Below are 19,594 nucleotides of genomic sequence, written 5' to 3'. Positions count from 1 at the left end.
GTCCGTGCGGGGTGTGGTGGAGCCGGCAGTGCAAGCCGGCCCCGTGCTCCGGCGGGACGTGGGGCCTGGGCGCACGGTTCGGAGGGCGCCCCGAGTGCCTGTGCGCACCGGTGCAGGGGGCCGTCGACCTCGCTTCACCATGTCCTGACCCTCGCTTCACCGCGTCCTGACCCTGAAGAGCACCCCCGACAGGGCGACGGCCACCAGCAGGATCCCCGCCGCCCACGCGAGCGCGGTCCAGGGGGTGTTGCCCACCGGCTGGTCCAGGAGGAGCCCTCGGAGGGACTCGATGGCCGGGGTGACCGGCTGGTGGTCGGCGAAGCCGTGGAGCCAGCCCGGCATGCTGTCGACCGGGACGAACGCACTGCTCGGGTACGGCAGGAACGACATGAAGAAGGTGAACCCTCCGGCCGCTTCGGGTGTGCGGGCGAGCAGACCGATCGCCGCGGAGATCCAGGACAGGGCGACGATGTAGGCGAGCAGCACGCCGGCGACGGCGAGCCAGCCGGCGGGGGTGGCCGCGGGGCGGAAGCCGATGAGGACGGCGACCGCGAACACGAGGGTGGTGGAGACCAGATTGCGTACGGTGCTCGCCACGACGTGGCCGGCGAGGATCGGCATCCCGCCGATGTCCAGGGAGCGGAAGCGGTCGATGATGCCGCCCTTCATGTCCTCGCTCACCGCGACCGCGGTGGTGGCCGAGCCGAACCCGGCGCACAGGAAGAGGACGCCGGGGACGACGTACATGACGTACGAGTCGTAGGCGGCGCCCGTGTCGATCGCGCCGCCGAAGAAGTAGACGAAGATCAGCATCAGCATGATCGGCAGCATCATCGAGGTGATGACGGCGTCGATGTTGCGGCGGCTGATGAGGAGGCTGCGGCCGGTCATGACCGTCGCGTGGGTCAGTGCTCCGGGTGCGTCAGACATGGGCCGGTGCCTCCGTCGTCGCGGTGGTGAGCGCGAGGAACACGTCGTCGAGGGTCGCGCCGTGGACCGAGAAGCGGTCGACGTCGGTGCGGTGCGGGTCGATCTCGTCGAGCAGGGCGCGGGCGTGGGCGGCGGTGCCGTCCGTGGGGATGCCCAGGGTGCGGGTCTCGGGGGAGTGGTGGACGGCGCGGGCGGCCAGCCGGAGGTAGGCCTCGTCGGTGCTGAGGACGAGGTCGAGACGGTGCCCGGAGACGCGTGACTTCAGGGTCTCCGGGGTGCCCTCGGCGACGATGGCGCCCTTGTCGAGGACGGTGATGCGGTCGGCGAGCCGGTCGGCCTCCTCCAGGTACTGGGTGGTCAGCAGGACCGCGGCGCCCCGGCCGGCGAGGTCGCGGACGACCTGCCAGAGCTCGCGGCGGCTGCGCGGGTCCAGGCCGGTGGTGGGTTCGTCGAGGAAGAAGACGCCGGGCTCGGGCGAACCGACCAGCCCCGCCGCCAGGTCGAGGCGCCGCCGCATCCCCCCGGAGTACGTACGGGCCTGGCGGCGGGCCGCGTCGCCGAGACCGAAGCGGAGGAGGAGCTCCTCGGCGCGCTCGCGGGCCCGGGCACGGGACAGGCCGGACAGCCGCGCCATCATCCGCAGGTTCTCCTCGCCGGTCAGCGTCTCGTCGACGGCGGCGAACTGCCCGGTCAGGCTGATGGCGCGGCGCACCCGGCGCCGGTCGGTGACGACGTCGTGGCCGGCGACGAGCGCCGTGCCCGAGTCGGCGGTGATGAGCGTGGCGAGGATGCGCACGGTCGTGGTCTTGCCCGCGCCGTTGGGGCCGAGCAGTGCGTGGATCCCGGCGCGGGCGACCCGCAGGTCGACGCCGTCCAGGACCCTGACCCGGGCGCCCGGTTTCCCGTAGGACTTGGTCAGGCCCTCCGCCTCGATCATGACGTCGTTCATGGCCGTACTCATGACGATCCCCCTTCTGCGTATGAGGTACGCGTTACTGTGTAAGCATTACGCAAACCTAGGATGGTGGCAAGCCAGTACTGGGGAAGGCGGCTTCGGGTGACGGAGAAGAGCAGTGAGTCGGGCGGTACCGGCCTGCCGGCCAGCATCGAGGCGGCGTGGGGCCTGCGCGACCGGCCGGTCAAGGGCCCGAAGCCCGGCCTGACACTGGACCGCATCGTCGCCGCCGCTGTGGCGGTCGCCGTGTCGGAAGGGCTCGCCGCCGTCTCCATGGGCCGGGTGGCCAAGGAGCTGGGCGCCTCCACGATGGCGCTCTACCGCTACGTCTCCGCCAAGGAGGAGCTGTACCTCCTCATGCAGGAGGCGGCCATGGGAGCCCCCGGCCCCCTGCCGGCGCTGGAGGACGGAGCGGGCTGGCGGGAGGCCCTCGGCCAGTGGGCGTGGGCCCAGCGCCGCATGTTCCACCGCAACCTGTGGGCGTTGCGCATCCCGATCGCGGGCCCGCCGGCCAGCCCCCATTCGATCGCCTGGTGGGAACAGGGGCTGCAGGCGCTGGAGGACACCGGCCTGGACGAGGGCGACAAGATCTCCGTCGTCCTCCTCGTCGGGGGCTTCGTGCGCAACGAGGCCCTGCTGATGAGCGATCTCGCCGCCGCCGTCGAGGCGAAGGGCCTCTCGCCCCAGGAGGTGATGTCGCAGTGGGAGCGGACGGTGGAACGCCTCACCGATCCGGCCCGGCATCCGGCACTGTCCCGGCTGATGGCCTCGGACGTCATGAGCGCACCGGACGAACCGGACTACGAGTTCGTGTTCGGTCTCGAACGGGTCCTCGACGGGGTCGAGGTGCTGATCAGGAAGGGCACGTCGTCATGAGCGCCGGGAGGACCGGCCTGCGCGGACGCAGGAGGCAGCTGACCAGCCAGGCGGTCTCCGAGGCCGCGATCCCGCTGTTCCTGGAACGGGGCTCCGGCAAGGTCTCCGTGGCCGAGGTGGCCGACATCTCGAAGCCGACGCTGTTCCGGTGGTTCCCGGCCGAGGAGGACCTGGTCCTCCACCGGTTCCCAGACCGCGAGGAGCTCACGCCTTCTGTGGGATGAGGCCGAACGGCCCGTGCAGGTCGGCTGGTTCGCGGAAACACACGCCGGTCATGCCGAGCGCGACGGCGGCGGCGACGTTCTCCGCGCTGTCGTCGACGAACAGGCACCGGCCCATCGGCACCCCGGCCCGTGCGGCGGCGATCCGGTAGATCGCGGGGTCCGGCTTCGCGACCCCTTCGACGGCGCTGCTGACCACGTGGTGCGCCAGGTCCGTGAGCCCCAGCGCCGCGAGGTCCTCGTGCAGCCAGGGGGTCGCGTTGGTGACCAGGACCAGCGGGACGTGGGCCCGTATCTGTCGCAACAGGGCGACCACCGCCCTGTCAACCCGGGACGGCGCGTCGGCCAGGGCCCGGGCCAGCTCCTGTGCCTTCGCCTTGCCGGCCCGGCCGACGAGTCGGCGGGCGATGGCCTCGACCCATTCCTCCCGGGAGATCCGGCCAAGGAGGAGCGGGAGATCGACCTCGGGGGCGTAGGCGATGTCCTCCGTGGTGCCCTCAGGCAGGCCGGCAGCCCGTTCCAGCGCGGCCAGGTGCGTCACGTCGTAGAAGCGGAGCACGTTGTCGAGGTCGCACAGCACGGCCTCGTATGGCGGATCAGGCGACACCGGCCGGCCCCGTCATGTCCAGTGCGGCCCCGTAGAGACGCGACACGCGGATCCGGATCACCACACGCTGCTCCACGACGGCCTCCTCCAGGAAGGCGCGTTCCTCGGCCGGGTCGTCGAAACCCGGTGTCAGGGAGAGGAGTTCGCGGCCGGTCCGGTCACCTGCCTCCGTGGTCGGCTCCGACACCTCCGCGACGCCTTCCGCCACGGCGAACGAGAAGATGTCATCGCCCCGGACATGCAGGGAGGCGTGCGGATTCCGCAGCAGGACGCGGGTCTTGAGGCGGTCCACGGTGGTGGAGATCCGCAGGACGCGCTCCTCCTCGTCCCATCGGTACAGCACGGTCGACAGGTGCGGGTGCCCCGTGGAACGGACGGCGGCGAGCACGCCGAACTGCTGGTCCCGCAGCATCCCGGAGAGCGCCGAATCGTCGAGGGGCCGGGGAGCGGGCTTGTCGCCGGTGCCTTCCGAGGTCTTCACGGTGGGGCCTTTCGGGTTGCGGGGCAGGAGCCCGGCATCGTCCCCGCTGTCGGGGGTCCGGCAGATCAAGACCGTAGCAGATGGTTTTGTTGCAGACTATATTTGGCGGTCCATCCCTCGGTGGTGACGCGTACTCCGGGCGGTCACCTCTGGCCCTGGCGCGCCCGCCGGACCGGCCGGGGGTTTTCGGAGCGTGTGGCCAGGTGGCCTGTGGCCAACTGGTTCAGGGTGCGCAGCAGCACCTCGCGGTCGCCTTCGGGGACTGTGCCCAGGGCGTCCTGGTGGACCCGGTCGACGATCTCCTGGCTCCGCGCGGCGATCCGCGCGCCCTCCTCGGTAACGCCGATGATCCGGGCCCGCCGGTCACGGGTGGAAGGCTTCCGTTCGGCGAGGCCTGCCTTCTCCAGGGCGTCCACGGTCACCACCATCGTGGTCTTGTCCATGTCGCCGATCTCCGCGAGCTGGATCTGGGTGCGCTCCTCCTCCAGGGCGTGCACCAGGACGCAGTGCATGCGTGCGGTCAGCCCGATCTCGGCGAGGGCAGCGGCCATGCGGGTCCGCAGGACGTGGCCGGTGTGGTCGAGGAGGAAGGACAGGTCGGGTGCCGTGCGGGTGGGAGTCAGGGCGGTCATGCCGGGCAGCGTACAACTCGTACCGAGCCGGATGGTCCGCAAAGGGACGTTCTCACGGCAGCTCGGGCCGGACCAGGGCGCTCGCGAACGGCTCCCCCGTGCGCTCGGCGTGCACCATCCGCTCCTTCACCTCGCTCAGCGTGCGCGGACGGTAGCCCGACCCCGTGCTGCAGCCCATGTGGAAGCGGACACCCGCGTTCAGCAGGACCGAGAGCGTGCGCCACGCCGCGGTGTCCCGCCGGCGTGGCGCCGCGAAGGCTGCCCCGGCGTGGATCAGTGTCCCGGCGCACCGGGGGCAGCGGCGGGGCTTCTCCCCGCCGCCCGGCTGCTTGTAGGAGGCCCGGCACGGCAGGCAGACGAACGAGCTCTTGGCGGGAGGCATGCGGCCAGAGTAGGCCGGGCGCACCGGCAGTCCGACGGGATTACTCGGCCCCTGGCCGGCGCCCACGCCACAGGCGCCGGATACGGCTCCGAGGCCCGGGCCGCCGGTGTTCCCAGGACGTCGGTCCCACTTCACGCCCGGACTTCCAGAGCCGGTCGGGGGAGAGAAGGGGGGCCTTCCGCTCGGCCTGGGCCCGGATCTCGTGGTGGGCGTCATGGGCGGTCACCCGGAAGGCCTCGTCGTAGGACGCCAGGGCCGCGCTGACGGCCGAACCGGCCGTACCGCGGCGCCGTACACGGGAGGCCAGCCACCTGAAGAAGCCCATGACGGCGGCCAGTACGACCGCGAGCGCCAGAAGGGGCAGCCCATCGCTCACGGGCCCGGCACCACAGGGCGGGCTCGGTCCGCGTCGCGGGCGGCGCGCTCCAGACGGCTCCGGTGCGCCTCCCAGTAGGACGCGTCGCCGGACGGTACGGCCACGTTGTCCACGCGCATGCCCACGGCGCCGTCGATCAGCTCCCGGACGATGTCCGCGTGCCCGGCGTGCCGCTGCGTGTCGGCGATCACGCGCACCACGGCGTGATGCAGCGTCACCTCGGCACGGTGGGACGGCCACCACGGCACCGTGCCCACCGTGTCGAGCGGCAGGGCCGCGATCGTCGCGTCGGCGTGTGCCCAGGCGCGGTGGTAGAGGCCCACGATCTGCTCGCGTGACTCGTCGGCGGTGACCCACATGTCCGCGTTGGGCTCGGCCCCTTCGTCGACCCAGGGCAGTGGCTCGCCGGACGGCCGGCCGAACGTGTCGCCGAGGTAGCCGAACTCGACGCCGGCCACATGCTTGACCAGGCCCAGCAGGTTCGTGCCGGTCGGCGTCAGCGGACGCCTGGCGTCGTACTCCGAGAGGCCTTCGAGCTTCCACAGCAGGGCGTCACGGACCGACTGGAGATAGAAGTGGAGGTCGGCCTTGGCGTCAGGGGCAGTCATGGGGCCAGTCTGCCCCTGGCGGTGGCCTCGGTCACCGTCTTTTGCCGCGCTCGTGACGCGGGCTGCCCGCTTCCCGCCGAGTGCGCAGGATCGTCCTGTTGCTTCAGGCGTCAGGCGTCAGGCGTCAGGCGTCACGCGTCAGGCGACGTCGCGGTGTCGGCCAGGAGGGGGGCGTGCCGCAGCGGAGTTGGGCAAGCCTCAGGCCGCGTTCGTCTGCGGCGTGGTGGCCAGGCTCTGCTTGATCTGCCGGGTGATCTCGTCGGCGACGATCTCAGGCCGGCCGGTCTCGATGCCGTACAGGGCCTGGGCCGCGACGTCGGCGGCGGCGGTCTTCTGGTCGGCGGGGACGGCGGCGGCCATGTCGGTGTCCATGTAGCCGACGTGCAGCGCCGAGACGGTGATGCCGCGGGACGCCAGTTCCTCGCGGGTCGCGCCGGTCAGAGCCCAGGCGGCGGCCTTGGAGGCGGCGTACGAGCCGAGAGCGGCCGGGTGCATCCAGGACAGGACGGACAACACGTTGAGCACGGTGCCGCCGCCGTTGCCCTCGATGACGGGGGCGAAGGCCCGGGTCGTGGCGAGCGGGCCGAAGAAGTTGGTCTCCATCTCCCGGCGCACCTCGCCCAGGTCGCCTCCGATCAGCGGTGCACCGGTGGAGATGCCCGCGTTGTTGATGAGCAGCGTCGCGTCCGAAGCGATGCGGGCGGCCTCGCGTATCGACTCCTCGTCGGTGACGTCCAGTCGCAGGGGGGTGACACCCTGCAGGTCGACCGTCTCGGGCAGGCGGGCCGCCGCGTACACCTTGGCGCCGTGCTCGACGAGCTGGGCGGCCAGGTGCCGCCCCAGGCCGCGGTTGGCGCCGGTGACCACTGCGACCGCGTTCTTCAGTTCCATGACTGCTCCTGGTCCTGGTGGGGGCCGTCGAGCCCCGGGCGTAATTAGATTACGTGTCCAATCTAAGCATCGAGTTACGATAGATGCCAGTCGACATCCAAAAATGGGAGGCGGTCATGGGCCGCGTATCGCAGGCACAGGCGGAGGAAAACCGCAGGCGGGTGGTGGACACCGCCTCCCGGTTGTTCCGGGAGCAGGGCACCCACGTGAGCGTTGCCGACCTCATGAAGGCGGCCGGTCTCACCCACGGCGCCTTCTACAAGCAGTTCGCCTCCAAGGAGGCGCTCGTCGACGAGGCGACCACCCACGCCTTCGACGAGCTCACCCGGCGCCACGCGGCCGGCCTAGAGCGGTACGAGGGGCAGCGGGACGTTGCTCAGCGGGCCCTGATCGACGCCTATCTCTCCGTCGAACACCGTGACAACGCGGCGGACGGCTGCCCGGTCGCAGCCCTTGCCGTCGACGTGGCACGCGGGGGCGAGGGCCTAGATGCCCGCCGCGCCTACACGGAGGGCGTGGCAGACTTCGCCGGATTCCTCGCCCCGGCCGACGCCTCCGACGGGAGTGAGGAGGGCATCGCCCGGCTGTGCACCTTGTTCGGTGCGCTGGTGCTGTCCCGGGCCACCCAGGGTTCCCCGCTCTCCGAGGAGATTCTCGCCGCCGCGCACGCGGCCCTGACGGAAACGGAAACCGGCTGACCGGGGCGCCTGTGCCGGGCGCGGTGTCCGGCAGTACGCGCCGGTGCCGCATCATCGGCAGCCGCTCCGTGAGGGGTCAGGCCGAGGCTTCGGTGGTGTCGACAGGCAGGCGATGCCATCCGCACACCCCCGTTGCGCTCCGGCCGCCGTTGTCCATGGTGCTGCGATGTGGAAAGCCCCGAACCCGCCCTCACCGCTTCGGATCTGCACGTGGTGATGTGCTGTGCGATGTGCACCTTTACCTGTACGCCATGCTGAGCTGCACTGTTGATGGGGAGTCGAACCCCCGCGTTGCTCTTCACGCGCCAGGAGTGGGCCGGAAAACCGCCGGCCCTCGGTGTGTGCACGCCTCCGAAGCTGCTACCTGCTCCACATCGTCTCGATCTGCCGGACCACTCAGTCCAGCAGATCCACCTCCCAGTTCGTGCGCTGGATCCGCACGTCGACCTCGCGGATCTCCCGCGCGAGGACGTCTGCCTGACCGCGCAGTTCCGCGACCGGAAGCGCGGAAAGCATCATCAGCTCGGACCGGAGCTGCCGGCCGTATCCCCGCTCGCTGGTGCCAGCCGCCGCGTCCGCCGCCGCGGTGACCACCGAGTGACGCAACCGCAGGACATCCCGGCGTGCGAGGGCATCGGTGAGCGTGCCGTCGGGCCCCATCTCCACGGTGGCGTTGGTCCGGTTGATCCGCCGGATCAACGTTTCCAGAGCGCTCAGCACCTCACCGGCCTCGGCCAGCAACTGGGCGGCATCCTCGGCGGGTGTCTCCCCCTCCTGGTACCGCGCACTGCCGACGACGCGCGCTCGCAACTGTTCCACGCGACGCGTGGCCTCCGCACGTTCTGCCAGTGCCTCGGCAAGCTTCACCGTCTCCACCTCCCCCTCCGTGAACTCGCACGAGTATACGAGTGAGGGCCGGCTCGCATGCACTTGGTTTTATGCCCACAGGGTCCCTGGCCAGCACTGGAGCGACAGCGGGCGGCCGCTCAGGGCGCTACGGAAGGCAATCCGACAGCACGAACGGGGCGAGTGGGAATCCGCCAGTTCCAGAAGAGTCCGCCGGTGCCGGAAGAGGCAGGGCAGCGGGACGGCTGACTTCGCCGGGACTCCGCCAAGCGGTTCGCCGGAAGCGCTGGGACTCGCCACTCCACCGAGAACGGATGTCCGTTCCCAAGAGATCTGGATCGAGGAGGTGTCTCTGACCTGGGACTTGTCAGTTCTGCTGGGACGGGTTGGAAGCCGGGCGGCCCAGTGGATCTGGACGTTGCTGCGCCTGCTTGAGCGCGAGCTGAGACGGTCCCATTTGTTCTGTCGGACGGTATGGCCGTGGCCTGGTGTCTTTCAGTTCTGGTGGGACTCATCCCGTAGGGCGTCGTAGTCGTCCGGCGTCGTCACCAGCATCAGTGATCGTCCCAGGGAGTCAGTCCAGCGAAAGAGGGCGTCGTTGTAGAAGGTGTGGGAGTGTCGATTCTCTCGGAGAGATGGGACGTTGAGCCGGTGCTCGGCTTCTGCGTAGACGGCGTCGATCGTGCGCCGGTGCTGGCTTAGGTTCACCCATTGGCGAGGTGCCCGTCGTGCTCGCCAAGCAGGGTCGGCCACCATGCCGAGCATGGTGACGAACTCCGGGTAGGTGGCGATGAACTCCCGCTCGTCGACGCGTCGCCTGATGATGTTCTCGTAGATGGCCTCCTTGGGCGGGAGTTGCGCGAGACGGTCGTTCCAGCGTGAGAGCAGATGGGGCTGCTTCTTGTTCAGAAGCCAGGAGCGGACCATGTGCTGCGCTTCCTTCGTCGCTGCTTCCAGGGTGTCGGGGAAGCGGCGGGCGATTCGCCGGTGCCGGTGTTGAGCGGTGACAAGTTCTGGAAGGTGGCCGACGCGGTATTGGCGGTTGCCGTCGAGCCAGATGCCGTGTCGGCGGCAGAGCTGAAGATCGGCGGGGCGATGCGCGAGGACTGGTTCGGTGATTCCACGGCGATGCATGCAGTGCGAGCACGCGACGTAGAGACGCCGCCGGTAGCGGATCACCTCGCCTCCGGTACGCGCCTCAATCCGGGAGACCGCTGGCAATAGCATCCGAAGGGTCTCGTGAGGGAGACCCGTCAGGAGTGCCAGCCGCGGCAGAACCATCGGAGTCCAGCGCCATAACGTGTCCGTCCGCTTGCCGATCAGCGCATTTTTGAATGGGGTCAGGGTTTTCGCCAGTTGGCCCGACGTCACGTGGTTGGCGGCGGCGAGGCGATGCAGATACCAGCCGAAGACCTCCCCGTGGACAGGCGGCAGAGGAAGGGGCAGGAGCCTGACCGGGGCTTCCCAGGGCTCCATTGCTCAGGCCGCCTTCGGCCTGCGGGCGTATTTGGCTCGGGGGTGATCGGGCCGGGTCTTCTGGACAGCGTGGTCGAGCTCGATCTCGTCGAGCATGCGCTTGGTGATCTTTTCCGTGCCGCTGTCGATGGCGTCGACTGCGGCTTCTCGGATGAGCTGGGAAAGACTGCCGATCAGCCCGCCAGTGCGCTCGTGGAGGTAATCGGTCATGGCGACCAAGGTGCCGGGACGATGGGCCTGTAGTCGCAGGGAGTCCTCCATCGTCACCACCAGGGCCTGCCAGCTCTCCTTGTCCGCGCGATTCTTGTGGCCGAAGGGCCGGGAGGGGATGACCGTATAGCGGCCGGCGATCTGCTGTCCGCGCGTGCCCTGGAACAGGCTGCTGGTTTCGACGTCGAGACCAGCGAGCACGAAGGTGGCCGCGATCCGTTCCGAGAGGTACTTGAGCTGATCGGATGCCTCAGCTCCATTGCGGGTGGTCAGGTCGAGGTTGTGGATCTCGTCGACCAGGACGAGTGTGGTGCCGAGCTTGCCGAGCAGATCACAGACGGCGTTGGTGATCTGGACCTGGCTCATGCGGTGTTCCAGCGGGATGCCAAGGAATCGGGCGAACTCGCCTGCGAGCATCTTCGGGGTAGCCGCCGGGGGGACGGTGACGAAGACGACCGGCAGTCCGCCGACGGTGGTGGGGTTGCGCCGCCGGGTGATCTGTTCGACGTTCTTGCCCAGCTGGGTGATCGCCGTGGTCTTGCCGGTGCCGGCCGAACCGGACACGATCAGGCCGCGACGGGCGGAGACCTGGTGCCGGTTGAGCACGATGCGTTTGCGGCCCGTGGTGACGACGCCACGGATCGTGGGAGTGTTCACGATGACGGATCGTGTGTGGTAATCGATCCGCGCTTCCCTGTAGGACTCCGACTCGTCCTCGTCCAGGACGGTGCCGGACGGGAGCGATGGCGGGGGATCAGGGTTCTCATCGACGAACGCCCGCCAGCCTTCCTTCGTGGTCAGCGACATCTGCGGGTTGGCGATGTCCGGTGGCGGAGCCTCGCTCACAGGCGACTCCCGTCGGTGAAGGCATCGAAGACGCCGAAGGGAATGACGCTCGATGTCTGCTCCGGGACGGTGGCCTCGTCCTCGGCGTCTTCAAAAGCTGGTGCCTGCGGCAGCGCAGGGACGGACCGGGCGGGCTCCAGGGCAGCGCGGGTGCGGGCCGCGATGCGGCGGTCCGGCCCGCTTTCCGCCCGCGTCAGCAACTGGTCGACTGCGATGGCCACGGCGGCTTGGTTGGTGTCGTCCTGGCCCCGCATGGCGAGCAGGTCCCGGGCCCGGCGCCAGGTGAAGTCCGCGAACGGCGCGGAGACCAGGTGCCGGTGTGTCCACGGAACCGTGATCCACTTTCCGGTGCGCGCGTCGCGTACCCAGATCTGGGACAGGTCGTAGGGGTCGTAGTGGACTTCCCAGAGTCCGCCCTTGGCGGTCACTCCTGAGGAGCGGCGCCGCAGCGGGTTCAGTCCGGGGCAGTTGTAGGTGCGGTGGTCGACGCGGATGCCGTAGTCGTTGACCGAACGCCAGAGTGCTGGCAGCAGTTCCAAGTAGTCGGGGCCGCTCAGCGGCATCGGCAGGTAGCCGGTGCGGGAGACCAGCAGGGCGTATGCGTCATTGGGAGACATCGGCCGGCCCGGTAGGAATGGGCTGCGCAGTCCTTCGTGTGGCCGCTGCTGCCAGCAGGCCACGATCCATTCCTGCAACAGGTCGTCCACTTCCGCGAGCGTCCAGACGGCCTCGACCTCGGCCCCCCGGCGGGTCGTGTTCGAACCGGTGTAGCCAGGGATGTGCTGGCAGAACAGCGTGTTGATCGAGGAAAACGTCCGCTCGACGATTCCCTTGTCCGTCGGGGTCGCCGGGCGGGACGGCTGGACGGAGACGCCCAGCGACCGGCAGGCGGTCAGGAAGGTGTTGGAGACGAACACCTTCCCGTGATCAATGCCGATCGTCTCTGGCACGATCACCGGCTTGGCGGCCGCTTGCTCCAGGCGCGCGTCGAGCTCCAACAGCCTCTGGTGGGGGATCAGCGTCATCGACATCGCCAGTGCTTCCGACCAGCCGGGCCGTAGCGGCTCCGGGACCAGCATCTTGGCCAGCAGCAGGGCGGCGTCCACGGCCTTGGTGCCTGCTGGTCGCAGCACCGCAGCGCAGATCGTCCTCGTTGCCACGTCGACGGCGATCGTGAGTTCCGGACGTCCGCTCACCCCGTCCTCCAGGACCACCAGCACGTCCAGTGGTGTCGTGTCGATCTGCACCATCTCGCCGGGGCGGCAGGCCGAGGAAGGGGTGAACGCTCCTTGCGGGCGGCGAGCCGCTGACCTGCGGGACGTGGCCTCGCCGAAAGCATGCGTGCCCTCGCTCATCGCCTCGACGAGCCGGTAGAACGCCGACTTCGACGGCATCGGCACCGTTCCCGGGCCATGGCGCTCAGCCAGCAGCGCCTCCACTCGCCGACGCAGCCGGCCGCGGGTGCCGGTGGACTCGTTCGTTGTCGAGGCGAGGATCTCCGCGATGGCGGAGACCACCCGGTCATCGGCCCGACCCGTCGGCGAGGACACCCGAGTCTTGCGGTGATCGACCAGCCCCCACAGGCCCTGCTCGCGGTAGCGCCTGCGCATTCGCTGCACGGTTCCCGCACTCGCCTGCCATCCGATAGCCCGTAGTTCCGCAGCCTTGGCCGCCACTCGCTCTTCCACTGTGTGGCTTGCCGGGTCGTATTCAGGGCGAGGTGGAGTCGTGGGGTCAGCATCCAGTGGCTTGCCGAACTCCACCTCGGTCACATGGCTTTCCCAGGCCGCCGCCTTCTCCGCTTCCCGCTCCGGCACGATGTCCAACAGCGCGAACGGCGGCATACGGCCCTGATCGACACCCTGGCCGATCAGCTCAAAGCCTTCGGAGGCCAGTAGGTGGGACAGCAACACCAGACTCGCCGACCCGGCTTCGTCGAGGAGCCGCACCGTCGTCCCGGACAGGCCGACGACCGCGTGCAGCCGGTCATCCAGGCGCACTTGATCCCCAACCCTCAACGCCGCCCGTGGCCCTGGGCGCCCGCTCACCGGGTCGCCGCCGGCGACACCAGCGTGGCATCCGACAGAGGCCGTGACAGATCGGCGGCCAGCCGTCCCAGCCAGAGCAGATGGAACACCGCTGGCAACACCGTGATCGGATCGCCGAGCAACGCAGCCTGTGGCACCAGCGGCGAAGGCGCCGAGAACAGTGCCAACAACCGGGCCGCGAGCCCTTCGTCGGCCCCGTGCCGCGGATGCCGGTATCCCGCCAGCCAGCGAACGTTCACCATCCGCACGGCGTCCACCTCGCCAACAACCCGGTAGCCCCACCCCGCCACCTCGCAAGCTGTGCGCGTCGCGGCGAACTTGGCTGCTGATCGTGAGTCGATCCGGTCCAGCGGCCGACAGTCCACCACCAGCCCCCGCCCGTCCTCGAACCGAGCGAAGTAGTCCGGAGCGTGCGAGATGCGCTTACCCCGCTCGTCCTTCCAGAACAGCCACAGAGGCTGTGACAGCAGCCCCGTCACCTCCGGCGTGAAGTCAAGCAGCATCGCGTGATCCCGCTCCAGCCACGACTCGAACCCCACGTGCCCGCCTGTCGTGGCCGACCAGTACAGGCCCGGGAAGTTTCGCTGGCCGCGGTACGACGGGAACCCGCGTACTGGCAGACCTGCCTCAAACTCCACCGAGAGCACATCCGCCAACGGTCGCCGATGCTCACCCTCGGCATCCCGCCATCCGACCTCAAACTGGTCCACGGCTGGCAACGCCTGCTGTGCTGTTCCTTGGGCCCCCATGTGAACCACTGTGCAGAAGCGGCGGGAACGAGAGGAAGGAATGGGACCAAATCCCCCATCCGAGTGATCGGCCGAAGATCTCTCGCGGCAGGAAGGCCAACGCCGCTGGCACGCGGCGAAATTGAGTAGGCGTCCGAGCTCAGCGGCCCCTACGTTCGGCCGCATGACAGACGAATGTTTTGGACATCCACGGCTCGCCGCGATCTACGACCCACTCGACCCCGATCGCGGCGATCTCGACGCGTACGTCCAGATGACGGAGGAGTTCGGGGCACGTCAAGTGCTGGACATCGGCTGTGGAACAGGCGTGTTCGCGCTTCTGCTGGCTGAACGCGGGATCGAAGTCGTGGGTGTCGATCCCGCTCAAGCGTCCATCGACGTGGCCCGAGCCAAGCGGGGCGGCGAGCGAGTGCGCTGGATCTGTGGCGATGCCACGACACTTCCGCCGATGCGGGCCGACCTGGCAACCATGACCGCGAACGCCGCCCAGCAGATCCTTGATCCGCAGGCATGGCGCGAGACCCTGCGTGGCGCGTACGAAGCACTACAGCCTGGTGGCCGTCTGGTGTTCGAGACCCGGGACCCAGCCAGACGTGCCTGGGAGGAGTGGAACCGCGAAGCCTCATATCGCGTGACGGAGATCCCGGATGTCGGCCCAGTCGAAAGCTGGGTCCAAGTGATCGAGGTGAGCGAGCCGCTGGTGACGTTCCGCTGGACCTATGTGTTCGCTGCCGACGGGGAGGTAATGACGTCGGACTCCACCCTGCGCTTCCGCGAGCGGCAGGAGGTCGAGACGGAGCTGATCGCGCAGGGGTACGTGGTGGAGGACGTACGCGACGCGCCCGACAGGCCGGGCAAGGAGTTCGTCTTCGTCGCGCGACGTCCGTAGCTCAGCCCACGAGAGACCTCGCCGCGCAGATTGATTGGGACTCGATCACTTCGCCGAGCAGATCCAGCGGGAACCCTCACAAGCACTGGGAACGGACAACGGACACTGCGGGTCACAGCCCGCCTCCGTCATGGGATGGAACACTTTTGCAAGCAGCCGCTTGCAAAAGTTAGCAAGGGTGGTGCACCATCGAGCCATGGCATCACTCAACGTCGGCAATCTCGGCGAGTACCTGCGTGAGCAGCGGCGTACCGCGCAGCTCTCCCTGCGGCAGCTCGCCGACGCCGCCGGGGTGTCCAATCCGTATCTCAGCCAGATCGAGCGCGGTCTGCGCAAGCCGAGTGCCGAGGTGCTCCAGCAGGTCGCGAAGGCCCTGCGGATCTCCGCCGAGACGCTCTACGTGCGGGCCGGGATCCTCGACGAGCGGGAGCGGGAGGAGCTCGAGACGAGGGCTGTCATATTGGCCGATCCGTCGATCAACGAGCGGCAGAAGAACGTACTGCTCCAGATCTACGACTCCTTCCGCCGGGAGAACGGTTTCGATGTCGCGCCCGACACCGGGTCCGAGTTCCACGGCGCCGCCGACGCGAAGAGCAGAATCGATGCCGACGCGGAAAGCGGTGCCGGGGACGGGAACGGCGCCGGTCCGGATGCCCGCGGCCCCCGTACGGCCGGCGGCAGTGATGCAGACCCACCAGCGAACTGACTTCTGATGATCCGGGAGGACCACAGTCATGGCCATCACCGATGACCTGCGCAAGACCCTCACCGACCCGACCCCCCTCTACTTCGCCGCCGGCACGGCCGACCTCGCCGTGGAGCAGGCGCGCAAGGTCCCGGCCCTGATCGAGCAGCTGCGGGCCGAGGCGCCCGAGCGGATCGAGGCGGTGCGCAACACCGACCCGAAGGCCGTGCAGGAGCGGGTGACCACGCAGGCCAGGGAGGCTCAGGCCACCGTGCAGGCGAAGGTCACCGAGGTCTTCGGGACGCTGGACACCGACCTCAAGAAGTGGGGCGAGACCGCCCAGGACCTGGCGCTGCGGAGCGTGGGTGTGGCTGCCGAGTACGCCGTCCGGGCCCGGGAGACGTACGAGAAGGTCGCCGAGCGCGGTGAGCAGTCCGTGCGCACCTGGCGCGGTGATACGGCCGACGAGATCGTGGAGATCGCCGCCGTCGTCGAGGCGGAGCCGAAGTCCGTGCCGAAGCAGAAGTCCGAGGCCGTGGCGAAGCCGGTGACTCCTGCGAAGCCCGTCACGGCCGCGAAGCCGGTGACTCCCGCGAAGCCGGCCGCCCCCGCCGCGAAGAAGCCCGCGCCGAAGACGGCCGCGTCCCGGACCGCGCCCACCGCGACGGCGAAGAAGCCGGCGCCCGCGCGGAAGCCCGTGGCGAAGAAGACGACCCCGCCCGCGAAGTAGGCGGAAGCGGTCCCAGGATTGCCGGGGCAGTGCGCCGGGCACCTTTCGGGGTGCCCGGGTCGTTGTCCCGGTACCTTGGCCGCGAGGCGCTCATCCACTGACTAGGCGGTGTTCACCGTGTTGCTCGAAGCATTCGGCTCGATTCTCCAGTTGTTGTACCTGGCCATGCTCGTCCTGGCCGTGGTCGCGCTGGTCTTCGCCGTGACGGCGCGCGAGGACGCCTACCGAGCCGCGGACAAGCAGAAGAAGTCCTTCTGGCTGATCATCCTCGGGGTCACCGTCTTCGTGAACCTCGTCATCCCGATCCTGTTCCTGCAGATCGCGGGCGTGATCGCGTCCATCGTCTTCATGGTGGACGTGAAGCCCGCGCTCAAGGCCGTGTCGGGCGGCGGCGGGCGTCGCGGAGGCTCCAGCAGCGACGGACCGTACGGCCCCTACAACGGCGGGCGCTGAGCGCCCGCCGACGAGGCGGCACCGGGGCGGGAACGCATTGCGTTCCTGCCCCTTCGGCGTATCCGGGCCTCGTCGCGTTCCAGAAGCAGGACCGCCACGTCGTCGGTCAGCTCGCCGCCGTTCAGTTCCTGGACCTGGGTGACCGCGGCCTCCAGCAGCGCTTCGCCGCCCAGCCCCTGGTCCAGCCGGCCGTTGACCATGGCGACCATGCCGTCCTGGCCCAGCCGCTGGGTCCCGCCCGCGCCGACACGCCCCTCGATCAGCCCGTCGGTGTACATCATCAGGCTCCAGGAGCCGCCCAGCTGCACCTGGCGGCGGGGCCACCGGGCGTGCGGGAGCAGGCCGAGGGCCGGGCCCCCGTCCTCGTACGGGAGGAGGTGCGCCGCCCGTCCCTGCCGGGCGATCAGCGGTGCGGGGTGTCCCGCGATGCACAGGCCCGCGCGCCGGCCGTCGGGGGCGATGTCGACGGTGCAGAGCGTCGCGAAGATCTCCTCGCTCTGCCGCTCGTGCTCCAGGACCTGCTGCAACGTGGAGAGCAGGTCGTCGCCGCAGAGCCCCGCCAGCGTCAGCGCGCGCCACGCGATGCGCAGCTCGACGCCGAGCGCCGCCTCGTCGGGGCCGTGCCCGCAGACGTCGCCGATCATGGCGTGGACCGTGCCGTCGGGTGTGCGGACCGTGTCGTAGAAGTCGCCGCCGAGCAGGGCACGGCTGCGGCCCGGCCGGTAGTGGGCGGCGAAGGCCAGGTCGGAGCCGTCGAGGAGCGGGGTGGGCAGCAGCCCGCGTTCCAGACGGGCGTTCTCCTGGGCCCGCAGCCGGGACTCGGTCAGCTGGTGCTGGGCGATGTCCGCGCGTTTGCGCTCCACGGCGTACCGGATGGCACGGCTGAGGAGGCGCCCGTCGAGCTCGTCGCGGAAGAGGTAGTCCTGGGCCCCGACGCGTACGGCCTCGGCCGCGCGCTCCGCGTCGTCCTCCGCGGTGAGGGCGAGCACGGCGTGGCGGGGCGCGATGCGCAGGATGTGTTCGAGGGCGGCGAGCCCGTCCGGGCGGCCGGTCCCGTCGTCGCGGCCCTCGGCGCGCGCGCCGGTGGGCAGCGAGGCCGCCTCCAGGTCGAGGTCGAGCAGGATGCAGTCGACGTCGTCGGTGAGCAGCCAGGCCTCGGTGAGGTTGCGTGCGGTACGGACGCGGACCCGTGCCCCCGTGGTGGACGACAGCTCGGGGACTGCGAAGGTGCCCGCAGGGTCGTCCTCGATCACCAGAAGGGTGAGGTCGGCGCCATGAGTGGTCTCCGCAGCGGGAACGGCACGTTGCTGCGGTACGGGTACGGGCATCGGTTCGGGTTTCCTTCCCTCCCCCCGAGGGCGCGGCGGATCGACGAACGACGAACCGCCGACGGGGACGATAGCGGTCCGCGGCGGCGGAACGGAATGGCGCCCGGCGATCATCCTCCGTCATATGCGCGGCCATAAGCCGCGTCCCGCCACGGATCCGACGTGATGGGTGCGCGCGAATCGGACATGAGGTCATGACGAACATCACGCGATGGACACGCGTTGCGCACATTCTCCGGAGCGCGTCCGGCAGGCTCCGCGCGGTAGGCGCCACGGGCGACCCGCGTGCCACCCCACGTGCCCACCCGTCGCGGGGTGTCCCCGGCCAGGGTGTCTCCCGTCGCCAGGTGTCTCCCGCCGGGTGTGATCCGTCGTCGAGGGGCAGCGCCCGGGCCCTGCCCGGCAGGGCCTACTTGTCCGGCCGGACCACGCCCAGGATCTGCATCGAGCCCGCGCCCGCCAGCGTGACGTTCCGGCCGGGCCGAGGCGCGTGCACGATCTGGCCGTCGCCGACGTACATCCCGACATGGCTGGCGTCGCCGTGGTAGATGATCAGGTCGCCGGGGCGCATGTCCTGGACGGGGACGCGGGGCAGTTGCCGCCACTGTTCCTGGGAGGTCCGGGGGATCGGCCGCTTCGCCGCCGCCCAGGCCTGTGAGGTCAGTCCCGAGCAGTCGTACGAACCGGGGCCCTCGGCTCCCCAGACGTACGGCTTGCCTATCTGGCCGGTCGCGAAGGCCACCGCCTGCTTGCCGGCGGCGCTCGCCTCGCGGTTGATGTCCTTCAGCGCGCCGGAGGAGAGCCACGCGGTCTGCGCCGTGTACGCGGCGTCCTGCTCCAGCTTCAGGAGCTTGGCCCGCTCCTCCTTCGCCAGCTGGGATTCGAGCTTCTCCGCCGCCTCGATCTGCCCGTCGATGCTCTTCTTGGCCTTGGCCTGCTTGACGCGATTGGCCTCGATCTTCTCCCAGTTGAGGCTGGCGTCCTTGGTGTACGTCTCCAAGTCCTCCTGGGCCTGCTCCAGTTCGGTCAGCATGCCCTTGGTGGCCTGCTGGCCCTGCCTGGCCTGGTTGACGCCGTCCATGAAGAGGCCGGGGTCGCCGCTCAGCACCAGCTGGGCGCCCGGGGGGAGTCCGCCGTTGCGGTACTGCTCGCGGGCCTGGGCGCCGGCCCTGTCCTTCAGTTCGGCGATCTTCGCCTGGCCGTCGGCGATCGACTTGGTCAGCCGGACGATCTCGCCGGACTGCTTCTCCGCCTGCTCCTCGGCGAGGTTGTACGCGTCCGTGGCCGCTCCGGCCTTGCGGTAGAGGGTGTCGATCTCCTGCCGCACCTCGTCGAGGCTCTTCTTCGCGGCGGCGGGTGCGGTGCTCGTGGGGCCGGGCTCCGGGATCGGAGCGGCCATGGCCTGGACCGGCGCGGTCAGCAGGGCCAGAGCGCAGACCAGAGTGATCGCGGCAGAGGCACAGTGGCGTCGGTTCACAAGCTCCCCCTCCGGGCGAAAGGCGCGAAAGCCGTATCGCGGAAATCTGACTTACCGTCAGTAACGTTTGTGTGACGACGCGATCGTGCCATGTCGTCCCGTAAAGCAACAGAGGTTCGCGCCGCCCTCCCCGTCACACAGGGGGACGAACGGTGATCCTCCGGTGTTCCCGAGCCTCCGGTGTTCCCGGATCCGGCCGT

General features: G+C 69.6%; 22 protein-coding genes and 1 pseudogene. 7 read left to right on the top strand and 16 right to left on the bottom strand.

Annotation, left to right across the window (positions count from 1 at the left end):
- Nucleotides 1-156: 156 nt before the first annotated feature.
- Together P8A20_RS16375 and P8A20_RS16370 are read right to left on the bottom strand one after the other, a co-directional pair.
- Complete coding sequence (locus P8A20_RS16375; protein WP_147958399.1) at nucleotides 157-930, bottom strand: ABC transporter permease; 774 nt, start codon at nucleotides 928-930, stop codon at nucleotides 157-159.
- Nucleotides 923-1,891 carry an ATP-binding cassette domain-containing protein gene (locus P8A20_RS16370; protein ID WP_187282084.1) on the bottom strand — a complete coding sequence of 323 codons (969 nt, stop codon included), beginning with the start codon at nucleotides 1,889-1,891 and terminating at the stop codon, nucleotides 923-925. The genes P8A20_RS16375 and P8A20_RS16370 overlap by 8 nt, the downstream gene beginning before the upstream one ends.
- Nucleotides 1,892-1,987: 96 nt before the next feature.
- Between P8A20_RS16370 and P8A20_RS16365 the strand changes: the two genes are divergently transcribed.
- Nucleotides 1,988-2,761, top strand: coding sequence for a TetR/AcrR family transcriptional regulator (locus tag P8A20_RS16365; protein ID WP_147958398.1), 774 nt, complete (start codon nucleotides 1,988-1,990; stop codon nucleotides 2,759-2,761).
- A pseudogene (locus tag P8A20_RS16360) lies at nucleotides 2,758-2,964 on the top strand (TetR family transcriptional regulator); the annotation flags it as partial. The gene P8A20_RS16365 and the pseudogene P8A20_RS16360, both read left to right, overlap by 4 nt.
- Before the next feature lies 1 nt (nucleotide 2,965).
- Here P8A20_RS16360 and P8A20_RS16355 read toward each other — a convergent pair.
- The 7 genes from P8A20_RS16355 to P8A20_RS16325 all read right to left on the bottom strand — a co-directional run bounded on the left by P8A20_RS16355 (nucleotide 2,966) and on the right by P8A20_RS16325 (nucleotide 6,959).
- Nucleotides 2,966-3,589: an HAD-IA family hydrolase gene (locus tag P8A20_RS16355; protein WP_261988568.1), complete on the bottom strand. Its 624-nt coding sequence runs from the start codon at nucleotides 3,587-3,589 to the stop codon at nucleotides 2,966-2,968.
- Nucleotides 3,579-4,070: a TIGR03618 family F420-dependent PPOX class oxidoreductase gene (locus P8A20_RS16350; RefSeq protein ID WP_147958397.1), complete on the bottom strand. Its 492-nt coding sequence runs from the start codon at nucleotides 4,068-4,070 to the stop codon at nucleotides 3,579-3,581. The genes P8A20_RS16355 and P8A20_RS16350 overlap by 11 nt, the downstream gene beginning before the upstream one ends.
- 143 nt (nucleotides 4,071-4,213) lie before the next feature.
- Nucleotides 4,214-4,702, bottom strand: coding sequence for a MarR family winged helix-turn-helix transcriptional regulator (locus P8A20_RS16345; RefSeq protein WP_147958396.1), 489 nt, complete (start codon nucleotides 4,700-4,702; stop codon nucleotides 4,214-4,216).
- A gap of 52 nt (nucleotides 4,703-4,754) precedes the next feature.
- Complete coding sequence (locus tag P8A20_RS16340) at nucleotides 4,755-5,084, bottom strand: deoxyxylulose-5-phosphate synthase (protein ID WP_147958395.1); 330 nt, start codon at nucleotides 5,082-5,084, stop codon at nucleotides 4,755-4,757.
- Nucleotides 5,085-5,124: 40 nt separating this feature from the next.
- A complete protein-coding gene (locus tag P8A20_RS16335; RefSeq protein ID WP_147958394.1) occupies nucleotides 5,125-5,460 on the bottom strand; it encodes a hypothetical protein in 336 nt (111 codons plus the stop codon).
- Nucleotides 5,457-6,068, bottom strand: coding sequence for a DinB family protein (locus P8A20_RS16330; RefSeq protein ID WP_147958393.1), 612 nt, complete (start codon nucleotides 6,066-6,068; stop codon nucleotides 5,457-5,459). Before P8A20_RS16330 ends, P8A20_RS16335 begins: the two co-directional genes overlap by 4 nt.
- Nucleotides 6,069-6,266: 198 nt before the next feature.
- On the bottom strand, nucleotides 6,267-6,959 hold the full coding sequence (locus P8A20_RS16325) for an SDR family oxidoreductase (protein WP_306103743.1): 693 nt from the start codon (nucleotides 6,957-6,959) through the stop codon (nucleotides 6,267-6,269).
- Nucleotides 6,960-7,075: 116 nt separating this feature from the next.
- Here P8A20_RS16325 and P8A20_RS16320 point away from each other — a divergent pair, with 116 nt between their 5' ends.
- Complete coding sequence (locus tag P8A20_RS16320) at nucleotides 7,076-7,657, top strand: TetR/AcrR family transcriptional regulator (RefSeq protein ID WP_147958391.1); 582 nt, start codon at nucleotides 7,076-7,078, stop codon at nucleotides 7,655-7,657.
- A gap of 396 nt (nucleotides 7,658-8,053) precedes the next feature.
- Here P8A20_RS16320 and P8A20_RS16315 read toward each other — a convergent pair whose 3' ends face one another.
- The 5 genes from P8A20_RS16315 to P8A20_RS16295 form a co-directional block, all read right to left on the bottom strand.
- Nucleotides 8,054-8,524, bottom strand: coding sequence for a DIP1984 family protein (locus tag P8A20_RS16315; RefSeq protein WP_147960328.1), 471 nt, complete (start codon nucleotides 8,522-8,524; stop codon nucleotides 8,054-8,056).
- Between the two features lie 474 nt (nucleotides 8,525-8,998).
- Nucleotides 8,999-9,979, bottom strand: a complete 981-nt coding sequence (locus P8A20_RS16310; protein ID WP_306103742.1) for a TniQ family protein — start codon at nucleotides 9,977-9,979, stop codon at nucleotides 8,999-9,001.
- A 3-nt stretch (nucleotides 9,980-9,982) separates the two neighbouring features.
- The gene (locus tag P8A20_RS16305; RefSeq protein WP_306103741.1) at nucleotides 9,983-11,035 is read right to left on the bottom strand and encodes an AAA family ATPase; all 1,053 of its coding nucleotides are present in this window, start codon (nucleotides 11,033-11,035) and stop codon (nucleotides 9,983-9,985) included.
- Nucleotides 11,032-12,984: a transposase gene (locus P8A20_RS16300; protein WP_511104014.1), complete on the bottom strand. Its 1,953-nt coding sequence runs from the start codon at nucleotides 12,982-12,984 to the stop codon at nucleotides 11,032-11,034. Before P8A20_RS16300 ends, P8A20_RS16305 begins: the two co-directional genes overlap by 4 nt.
- A gap of 95 nt (nucleotides 12,985-13,079) precedes the next feature.
- Nucleotides 13,080-13,793, bottom strand: coding sequence for a TnsA-like heteromeric transposase endonuclease subunit (locus P8A20_RS16295; RefSeq protein ID WP_306103740.1), 714 nt, complete (start codon nucleotides 13,791-13,793; stop codon nucleotides 13,080-13,082).
- Between the two features lie 202 nt (nucleotides 13,794-13,995).
- Between P8A20_RS16295 and P8A20_RS16290 the strand changes: the two genes are divergently transcribed.
- The 4 genes from P8A20_RS16290 (at nucleotide 13,996) to P8A20_RS16275 (ending at nucleotide 16,589) form a co-directional block, all read left to right on the top strand.
- On the top strand, nucleotides 13,996-14,721 hold the full coding sequence (locus P8A20_RS16290) for a class I SAM-dependent methyltransferase (RefSeq protein ID WP_306103739.1): 726 nt from the start codon (nucleotides 13,996-13,998) through the stop codon (nucleotides 14,719-14,721).
- Between the two features lie 196 nt (nucleotides 14,722-14,917).
- Nucleotides 14,918-15,427, top strand: coding sequence for a helix-turn-helix domain-containing protein (locus P8A20_RS16285; RefSeq protein ID WP_147958390.1), 510 nt, complete (start codon nucleotides 14,918-14,920; stop codon nucleotides 15,425-15,427).
- A 28-nt stretch (nucleotides 15,428-15,455) separates the two neighbouring features.
- On the top strand, nucleotides 15,456-16,136 hold the full coding sequence (locus P8A20_RS16280; protein WP_147958389.1) for a hypothetical protein: 681 nt from the start codon (nucleotides 15,456-15,458) through the stop codon (nucleotides 16,134-16,136).
- 117 nt (nucleotides 16,137-16,253) lie between these two features.
- A complete protein-coding gene (locus tag P8A20_RS16275) occupies nucleotides 16,254-16,589 on the top strand; it encodes a DUF2516 family protein (protein WP_147958388.1) in 336 nt (111 codons plus the stop codon).
- Here P8A20_RS16275 and P8A20_RS16270 read toward each other — a convergent pair.
- Nucleotides 16,571-17,917 carry a PP2C family protein-serine/threonine phosphatase gene (locus P8A20_RS16270; protein ID WP_306103738.1) on the bottom strand — a complete coding sequence of 449 codons (1,347 nt, stop codon included), beginning with the start codon at nucleotides 17,915-17,917 and terminating at the stop codon, nucleotides 16,571-16,573. The two genes, P8A20_RS16275 and P8A20_RS16270, sit on opposite strands and share 19 nt — an antisense overlap.
- A 409-nt stretch (nucleotides 17,918-18,326) precedes the next feature.
- Nucleotides 18,327-19,394, bottom strand: coding sequence for a C40 family peptidase (locus tag P8A20_RS16265; protein WP_147958386.1), 1,068 nt, complete (start codon nucleotides 19,392-19,394; stop codon nucleotides 18,327-18,329).
- Between the last annotated feature and the right edge of the window lie 200 nt (nucleotides 19,395-19,594).

This window comes from Streptomyces sp. Alt3, from assembly GCF_030719215.1.
Classification (GTDB): domain Bacteria; phylum Actinomycetota; class Actinomycetes; order Streptomycetales; family Streptomycetaceae; genus Streptomyces; species Streptomyces glycanivorans.
Note: the sequence above shows the minus strand (reverse complement) of the source record. Positions and strands in the feature narration are given on the sequence as shown.

Excerpts from the sequence above, each read along its gene's own strand:
- P8A20_RS16285 (WP_147958390.1), top strand. The coding sequence starts at position 14,918 with ATGGCATCACTCAACGTCGGCAATCTCGGCGAGTACCTGCGTGAGCAG.
- P8A20_RS16330 (WP_147958393.1), bottom strand. The coding sequence starts at position 6,068 with ATGACTGCCCCTGACGCCAAGGCCGACCTCCACTTCTATCTCCAGTCG.
- P8A20_RS16370 (WP_187282084.1), bottom strand. The coding sequence starts at position 1,891 with ATGAGTACGGCCATGAACGACGTCATGATCGAGGCGGAGGGCCTGACC.
- P8A20_RS16325 (WP_306103743.1), bottom strand. The coding sequence starts at position 6,959 with ATGGAACTGAAGAACGCGGTCGCAGTGGTCACCGGCGCCAACCGCGGC.
- P8A20_RS16345 (WP_147958396.1), bottom strand. The coding sequence starts at position 4,702 with ATGACCGCCCTGACTCCCACCCGCACGGCACCCGACCTGTCCTTCCTC.
- P8A20_RS16340 (WP_147958395.1), bottom strand. The coding sequence starts at position 5,084 with ATGCCTCCCGCCAAGAGCTCGTTCGTCTGCCTGCCGTGCCGGGCCTCC.
- P8A20_RS16310 (WP_306103742.1), bottom strand. The coding sequence starts at position 9,979 with ATGGAGCCCTGGGAAGCCCCGGTCAGGCTCCTGCCCCTTCCTCTGCCG.
- P8A20_RS16375 (WP_147958399.1), bottom strand. The coding sequence starts at position 930 with ATGTCTGACGCACCCGGAGCACTGACCCACGCGACGGTCATGACCGGC.
- P8A20_RS16270 (WP_306103738.1), bottom strand. The coding sequence starts at position 17,917 with ATGCCCGTACCCGTACCGCAGCAACGTGCCGTTCCCGCTGCGGAGACC.
- P8A20_RS16320 (WP_147958391.1), top strand. The coding sequence starts at position 7,076 with ATGGGCCGCGTATCGCAGGCACAGGCGGAGGAAAACCGCAGGCGGGTG.
- P8A20_RS16280 (WP_147958389.1), top strand. The coding sequence starts at position 15,456 with ATGGCCATCACCGATGACCTGCGCAAGACCCTCACCGACCCGACCCCC.
- P8A20_RS16290 (WP_306103739.1), top strand. The coding sequence starts at position 13,996 with ATGACAGACGAATGTTTTGGACATCCACGGCTCGCCGCGATCTACGAC.